Origin of the sequence: Clostridium moutaii, from assembly GCF_041205085.1 — a bacterium.
Lineage (GTDB): Bacteria > Bacillota > Clostridia > Clostridiales > Clostridiaceae > Clostridium_B > Clostridium_B moutaii.
Window position 1 is genome coordinate 19,573 of the sequence record NZ_JBGEWD010000027.1, and the last position, 8,450, is coordinate 28,022.

General features: G+C 32.3%; 5 protein-coding genes and 1 other annotated feature (1 of these 6 running past the window's edge). Of the genes, 2 read left to right on the forward strand and 3 right to left on the reverse strand.

Annotated elements, in window-relative coordinates; all coding sequences use genetic code 11:
• Window positions 1-159, reverse strand: a binding site (T-box leader); it reaches 53 nt to the left of the window's first position.
• A gap of 143 nt (window positions 160-302) precedes the next feature.
• The 3 genes from AB8U03_RS17090 to AB8U03_RS17100 all read right to left on the reverse strand — a co-directional run bounded on the left by AB8U03_RS17090 (window position 303) and on the right by AB8U03_RS17100 (window position 6,344).
• Window positions 303-707, reverse strand: coding sequence for a hypothetical protein (locus AB8U03_RS17090; RefSeq protein WP_369705762.1), 405 nt, complete (start codon window positions 705-707; stop codon window positions 303-305).
• A gap of 130 nt (window positions 708-837) precedes the next feature.
• A complete protein-coding gene (locus AB8U03_RS17095) occupies window positions 838-1,857 on the reverse strand; it encodes an ABC transporter substrate-binding protein (protein WP_369705763.1) in 1,020 nt (339 codons plus the stop codon).
• A gap of 191 nt (window positions 1,858-2,048) precedes the next feature.
• Window positions 2,049-6,344: an acyl-CoA dehydratase activase-related protein gene (locus AB8U03_RS17100; protein WP_369705764.1), complete on the reverse strand. Its 4,296-nt coding sequence runs from the start codon at window positions 6,342-6,344 to the stop codon at window positions 2,049-2,051.
• Window positions 6,345-6,799: 455 nt separating this feature from the next.
• Between AB8U03_RS17100 and AB8U03_RS17105 the strand changes: the two genes are divergently transcribed.
• Window positions 6,800-7,558 carry an ABC transporter ATP-binding protein gene (locus AB8U03_RS17105; protein WP_369705765.1) on the forward strand — a complete coding sequence of 253 codons (759 nt, stop codon included), beginning with the start codon at window positions 6,800-6,802 and terminating at the stop codon, window positions 7,556-7,558.
• A 2-nt stretch (window positions 7,559-7,560) separates the two neighbouring features.
• Window positions 7,561-8,361, forward strand: a complete 801-nt coding sequence (locus tag AB8U03_RS17110) for an ABC transporter permease (RefSeq protein WP_369705766.1) — start codon at window positions 7,561-7,563, stop codon at window positions 8,359-8,361.
• Window positions 8,362-8,450: the final 89 nt, after the last annotated feature.

The following is an 8,450-nucleotide window of genomic DNA, read 5'->3' on the forward strand; positions in this document are numbered from 1 at the left end:
TAAAAAATAACGATTGAGAAAACCGCCCCTACCTACTTTTATTTCAGTAGAGAAGCTCCAAAGCTACCTTCAGGATATATTATATGAAAAGCCTCTCAACTAACAGCTTCTCTCTCTTTATACAATGTTATCCCTACTCCTCTTTTTCACAGCTAATAAATTTAATTTGATACATTTCTTATTATAACGTTAATTTTTAAGCTGTCAAGAAATTTTTATACAAGTTTCAAATAGGTAAGCATTCCTTACGAGCAAACTTCACCTGAATCTAAGAATCACTTCATATATAACTGCCAAAAAAGCTAGTATCTTTCAGATATATTTCCAGCAGAATCATTAATCAACTTTACAGCTAATCTATATTTATAAGGAAATATATCTTTATATTCTTCTTCTAAAAGAATTTCTTCAAAATCATCTTCCTGTATAAGTCCATACTTAGGATGAAAAACTATGGCTCCATAATTTTTCCCACCATCTCTTATTTCTATAAAAAATACAGCAACAAATTTCTTGCCGCCAACACCTAAAAGTGTACCTGGAATATAAGCCTCATCCATTTCATTATAGGAAAATCCGTACATGCTTTCAAATTTCATACTTATTTCCCTATATATTTTTTCGAAGTAGAACATATCATTTTCCATTCTCGCGAAATCAACTTTTAAAGTATATTCCTTTATATATTTTAAATATTCACTGTTCAAAGGCCACATCACCTATCATTTATATTTTCTACTATTATATCAAAATTATATTGCTGTGAACATATGAAATTTAAAATAAATATTTTCTAAGCCAAACTTATACGGCCATGAGTTCGGCTTAGAATCACGTTTACTTAAGGGCTTTTTCTGCAAAAGAATTATTGACTATCTTATCAAAAGGAGGCTTTTCAGGTATTAAATCTGATTTATATGATTGTATTATATTCATAAGTCTATTTAAATTTTGTTCTTTTATAACAGGAGTATCAGCATAGGCTTTTATATTCCTGTAGTTTTTTATTACAGATTTTAATACACCTTCATCAGTCCCCGGGAAAAAGGATTTTATGGCTTCAGCCACTTCTTTATCATTGTGTTTTTGAACCCATATCTGACCCTTATGAATAGCATTTGTGAATTTTTGTATTGTTTCAGGATTTTTTGATATATAAGACTTGGTGGCAAAATAACAGGTATAAGGCAATACACCTGCAGATTGACCTACTGAGGCTGCTATATAACCATTCTTATCCTTTTCCAGCATACTGGCAGTTGGTTCAAAAAGAGCCACATAATCTCCTGTATTTGCCTTAAATGCACCGGCTGTTGCGGTATAAGCTAAATTGGTTATTAAGTTTACATCTTTTCCTGGTTGTATACCATTTTCTTTAAGTACATATTCCAATGCCATTTCTGGAACTCCACCAGGTCTTCCACCAATTATGGTCTTTCCCCTGACAGATTCCCATTTAAAATCTTTTTGTGCATTTCTGCCCACTAAAAAAGAGCCATCTGTAGTAGTTAGCTGGGCAAATAATACAGGAAAATCCTTTCGTTTTTGATTATATATATATATTACCTGTTCTGGGCCACAAAATCCTATGTCACAGCTTCCGCTCAATACCTGCTGCATTGTTTTATCCGCTCCCTGTCCCGTTGTAAGGTCTATATTTATACCCTGCTCTTTAAACATTCCCTGGTTTATCGCCACATACATAGGGGCATAAAATGCGGATCTGGCAACTTCGTTTAGTTTTATATTAACTAGAGCCTTATCATCTTTTTTACTGCTGCCACAAGCTGTAAAAATAGTAACTACAAATATAAAACACAACAAAACAGAATAGATTCCAAATTTTTTTCTTATCATATATCCTCCAAAAACCAATTTTAATATCTATTCATAATATGACTGCTACTAAAATTATGTTAAAACTTTTTAGATTATAATATATTACAGTGAAAAATTAATAGTGAAGAGTATATAGTAAATGAAGATTTTCGATGGCAAACCGAAAATCTTCATTATTTGATATTTGTTCTTTGAACTTTATACTTTTTCTATTTGTTTGCATCCTCTACAAGCACTGCTTTAGGAACTAAACTCTTTTTATGGCTTTCTACTATCACTTCATCTTCCATGGATTTAAATGCCACTGACAACATGAGTTTTAACCTATTTAGTTGATTTACCTCACTTGCACCCGGATCATAGTCTATAGTTGCAATATTACTGCCTGGATATCTTCTTTTCAGCTCCTTTATCATTCCCTTACCTGTTACATGATTAGGTAAACATGCAAAAGGTTGCATACACACAATATTTTTTGCTCCACTTTTTATAAGTTCTATCATTTCAGCCGTCAAAAACCAACCTTCTCCTGTTTGATTTCCAATAGACAATATTTTAGAAGCATACTCTGCCAATTGAGCAATATTAGATGGTGGCCCAAACCTTTTACTGTTTTTGAGTGCATTTCTCATATGCCGTCTAAAGTGTTCAATAAATTTTATTGTTCCACCTTTTATAATGGTATTTAAATAACTTCCAGATAAATATCTGTATTTAAATTTAGCATCATAAGCACAGTACAGAAAAAAGTCCGTCAAATCAGGTACTACTGCTTCAACTCCCTCTTTTTCCAAAGTATCCACAATGTTATTGTTGGCTGTGGGATGAAACTTGACCAATATTTCTCCCACTACTCCCACTTTTGGTTTTTGTACATTCCTTATTCTCAAATTGTCAAAATCCTCTACTATATTGTAAATATTTTCTTTAAATTCTCTATGGACACCATTGGCAACATTTTTCTTGCACTTTTCAACCCATTTTTCATAAAGTAAATTTGCAGATCCCGGTATTTCTTCATAAGGTCTTACTCTGTAAAGTACTCTCATAAGTAAATCTCCATATAAAAGTGCCATTATGGATTTATTTACAAGCTGCGGTGTGATCTTAAATCCAGGATTTTTTTCCATTCCCACTACATTCAATGATATTACAGGTATATTTTGCATTCCAGCTTCTTTTAAGGCTTTTCTTAAAAATCCTATATAATTAGTGGCCCTGCAGCCGCCCCCCGTTTGAGACATTATTACAGAAGTATTGTTCAAGTCATATTTTCCAGATTTTAATGCTTCTATTAACTGTCCCACCACTATTATAGAAGGATAACAAGCATCATTATTTACATATTTTAATCCTTCTTCAACAGCTTTTTTATCTACCGAGGGCAGCACCTTTAAATTATAACCTGACTTTCTAAATGCTTCCTGTAAAAATTGAAAATGTATAGGTGACATTTGAGGACATAATATAGTATGATTTTTTTTCATCTTTTTAGTGAATACTACTTTCTTATAATTATTCTCAATTTTATGAGGCTTGAAACCTGCTTTTTCTCTCTCTTCAAGAGCTGCTTTTAAGGAACGTATCCTTATTTTAACTGCTCCAAGGTTACTTCCCTCATCAATTTTTAATACTGTATATATTTTCCCGTATCTATTGAGTATTTCCTGTGTCTGATCTGTAGTTACTGCATCCAATCCACAACCAAAGGAATTCAATTGCACAAGTTCCAGATCATCCTGAGTAGTTACAAAGCTTGCTGCAGCATACAGTCTAGAATGATAAACCCATTGATCCACCACCCTTAAAGGCCTTTCTACCATACCGAGATGAGCTACTGAATCTTCAGTAAACACTGCCATACCATAGGATGTAATTATATTTGGTATTCCATGATTTATTTCAGGATCAATATGATATGGTCTTCCCGCCAGCACTATTCCCTTTTTACCGGTCTTTTTAAGATAATTTAATACTTCTTCTCCCTTTGCTCTTATATCCAACTTAACTTTTCTATCTTCTTCAAATGCCTTATCCACCGCATTGAATATTTCTTTTTCAGGTATGTGAAATTCCTCTAGCTCCTCTACAAGTCTTTCTTTAAGCCTTTCTTTATTATCCAACGGTAAAAATGGATTTTTAAAATTAATATGTTTCTCTTTAATTATATCCATATTATTTTTTATAACTTCAGGATAAGAAGTTACCATTGGACAATTATAGTTATTATTAGCTTTTTCCTGCTCCTTCTGCTCATAAGGTATACAAGGATAAAATATGAAGTTTATTCCTCTTTGTATTAAATTCATTATATGACCATGAACTATTTTTGCAGGATAGCAAGCTGATTCAGAAGGTATTGTTTCTATTCCAAGTTCATAAATGTGTTTTGAAGAACGGGCAGATAATTCTACTCTAAATTCTAATTCAGTAAAAAAAGTAAACCAAAATGGATAATTTTCGTATAAATTTAAAACTCTGGGTATGCCCACTTGCCCCCTCTTTGCTCTATCTTTTTTGAGAGGGACATAGTCAAATACTTTCTTGTATTTATAATCATATAGATTCGGTATATCTGCAGTTCTATTTTCCAGTCCTGCTCCTCTTTCACATCTATTTCCCGATATAAATTCCTTTCCATCTGAAAATCTATTTATAGTCAGAAGACAATTATTAGCACATTTTCCACATCTTCTCATAGTACTTTCTGTAGAAAATTTATCTAATTGGGCTGGACTTAACAGGGTGGTTTTATGCTCCGCTTCAAATCTTTCCTTGGAAATAATAGCAGCTCCAAATGCTCCCATGAGACCTGCTATATCTGGTCTTACTACTTCCCGCCCGGATATGATTTCAAAAGCTCTCAATATGGCATTATTGTAAAACGTTCCTCCCTGAACTATTATTTTTTTGCCCAATTTTTTAGGATCTCTTATCTTTATTACCTTAAATAATGCATTTTTTATAACTGAATAAGAAAGCCCTGCTGAGATGTCTCCTACAGAAGCTCCTTCTTTCTGGGCCTGTTTAACTCGTGAGTTCATAAATACGGTACATCTGGATCCCAAATCCACAGGCTTCTTAGAATTTTCTGCGGATTTTGCAAAATCTTTTACACTCATATTTAGGGATCTAGCAAAAGTCTCTATAAAAGACCCACACCCGGATGAACAAGCTTCATTTAACATTATACTGTCGATTACTCCATCTTTTACTTTCAGACATTTCATATCCTGTCCACCAATATCCAATATAAAGTCTACTCCAGGCTGGAAAAATTCTGCTGCTTTATAATGAGCAATAGTTTCAACTTCACCTATATCTACAGATAAAGCTGACTTTACAAGGCCTTCTCCATACCCCGTAACCGTTGAATTTACTATATTAGCGTTTTCAGGTAATTTTTTATACATATCTTTTAATATATTTACTGTGGATTTTAAAGGATTTCCCTTATTGCTTCCATAAAAAGAATATAACAAATTTCCATATTCATCTATTAGAACTGCCTTAGTGGTGGTAGAACCTACATCTATTCCCAAATAACAGTTCCCACTGAACTCATCTAAATTTCTTTTCTTTACTGAATTCTTATTATGCCTTTTCTCAAATTCCTCTAATTCATTTTCATCTTTGAAAAGAGGCCTGAGTATTTGTACTTCGTCACTTGAAGACCTGTTTAAATCCGGAAGCCTATCTATCAAAGTTTTAAAAGAAATAGGTTTCTCATCTTTAGATGAAATAGCAGCACCAAGTGCCACAAATAATTGGGAATCCTCCGGGAAAATTACCTGCTTATCTGTAAGTTTTAAAGTTTCTATAAATCTTTTTCTCAGTTCAGATAAAAAATATAGTGGTCCACCTAAAAATGCTATATTACCCCTTATAGATTTTCCACAAGCAAGTCCACTTATTGTTTGATTTACCACTGACTGAAATATAGATACTGCAATATCTTCTTTTGCAGCACCTTCATTTAAAAGTGGTTGTACATCGGTTTTGGCAAATACACCGCATCTAGCAGCTATAGGATAAATTACCTTATAATTTTTGGCCAGCTCATTTAACCCCTTAGCATCTGTTTGAAGCAGGGATGCCATCTGATCTATAAACGCTCCAGTTCCACCTGCACAAGTTCCATTCATTCTCTGATCAATTCCATCATCAAAAAAGGTTATCTTGGCATCTTCACCGCCTAATTCTATTGCGACATCAGTATCTGGAATAAATCTTTCTATAGTATTAGTGCAAGCTACAACTTCCTGTATAAATGGTATATTAAGCCATTTAGATACAGACATTCCTCCAGACCCTGTAACCATTATAGTGATATCTGAATCCTTTAGCTTTACATAGGTATCTTTAATAACTTTAGCTATAGTATTTTTTATATCAGAAAAATGTCTTTGATATGTTTTGTAAATTATACTATCCCTTATATCCGATACCACTATCTTTACTGTAGTTGAACCTATATCAAGACCTACGTGAAATAAATTTTTCATAACTAATCACCTTTTAAAATTAATAATTTAGACCAAATTTATAGACTTTAAAATGATATATAGTCTACAAATTCAGACGCATTACATATTTAGCTAATAATGAATATTATTAAATATACTTTTTATTATACCATATATTTTCATATAATATAAAAAATAACCCTACTTTTATATATACGGTTAAACTATTACCCCTACTTTCTAGGTCACAAAAAAGTACATCTGTAAAATATCTTTATCTATATTATAACATATGTATACGCATGTGCAATTCTAATATATTCCACATATTTAAATCTTATAATAATCTCCTGGATAACACGGATTTTTAACACCATATTGTACTCATTCATATAATAGACTATGACTTAATTTTTGCCTATATTAAATACGGTAATATTAAAATTTCGACCTATTTTTAATACCGCAAAACACAGTTGTTAGGAGATGGTATCTTGAATAAGTTAATTGTCAATAACATCTATATGAACTATCATTCACCCAAAAATTCTACTAAAGCATTGGAAAATATAAATTTCACTGTAGAAAAAGGTGAATTTTTAAGTATAGTAGGGCCCTCTGGATGCGGCAAAACTACTCTTTTAAATATAATATCAGGTCTTATAAAACCATCAAATGGTGAAATATATATAGATAATGAAAAATTAACTTCTTTTTCTTCCAAAATGGGATATATGTTTCAAAAGGATCAACTATTTGAGTGGTTAAGTGTATGGGATAACGTACTGCTCAGCATTAAAATACAGCATAAACCTATAGACAAATATAAAGATAAAATAGTGTCCATGTTAAAAAATTATGGTTTATGGGATTTTATTTATCATTATCCCGAAGAATTGTCCGGTGGTATGAGACAAAAAGTAGCTTTAATAAGAACTCTGGCAATGGAACCGGAATTTCTTCTGTTAGATGAACCATTTTCATCCTTAGATTATCAAACCAGATTAAATATAAGTGATGAAATATTTAAGATAATAAAAAAAGAAGGTAAAACTGCCATAATGGTAACTCATGATATTTCCGAAGCTATATCAATGTCAAATAGAATTATAGTCCTTTCCAAAAGGCCTGCAAAATTGAAAAAGATATACGACATAAATTTTGAAGAATATCATGATTCCCCTTTAAAATGCAGGGAAGATCCCAAGTTTAGAATTTACTTCAACAGTATTTGGAAGGAGTTGAACCATTAATTATGAATTATATAAAAGAACGTGAAGTATATTTAAAAAATGTTACTAACCGAAAGAAAAAAGTCATAATAAGCAGGTTGACAATTTTAATAGCTTTTTTTGTCCTATGGGAAATTGCGGGAGATTTGGGGTGGATAGATCCTTTTTTAACCAGTACTCCCTCCAGGATGTTAAAAAACCTTGTAAAACTTTATACTGAAGGAGATTTATTTAAACATATTGGCATAACCTGTTTTGAAACAATATTGGGCTTTTTACTCAGTACTTTTATTGGTACCTTAATTGCCATACTTCTCTGGTGGTCCGATTTCATTTCAGATGTATTGGATCCCTATGTAGTAGTGTTAAATGCCCTTCCTAAAGTTGCCTTAGCACCTATAATAATATTTTGGGTAGGTAACGGTATACCTGCTATTATTTTAGTGACTGTATTGATTTCGGTAATCGTAACTATACTGACTGTTTTAAATGGCTTCAAAGAAGTAGATAAGGATAAAATTAAACTTCTTCAAACTTTTGGTTCCTCAAAGCTTCAAATTTTAACTTATCTGATAATCCCAGCTTCCATACCTACTTTAGTATCTTCCCTGAAGATAAATGTCGGACTTTCCTGGGTTGGGGTAATAATGGGAGAATTCTTGGTGGCAAAAGAAGGCCTTGGATTCTTAATAATATATGGTGGACAGATATCCCAGCTTGACACGGTTATGTTAAGCATAATAATTCTTTCAATTTTGGCTTATGCAATGTATGAAGCCGTAGCACTAACAGAAAAGAAACTGAGAAAAATGATATTTCATTAAAAGATTTTGTTAAAATGCCCTTATGGCATTTTAACTTTTTTGCGCAAAAGAAAACCACCTGCTGTGCAGGTGCGTTCAGAATAGCTTAA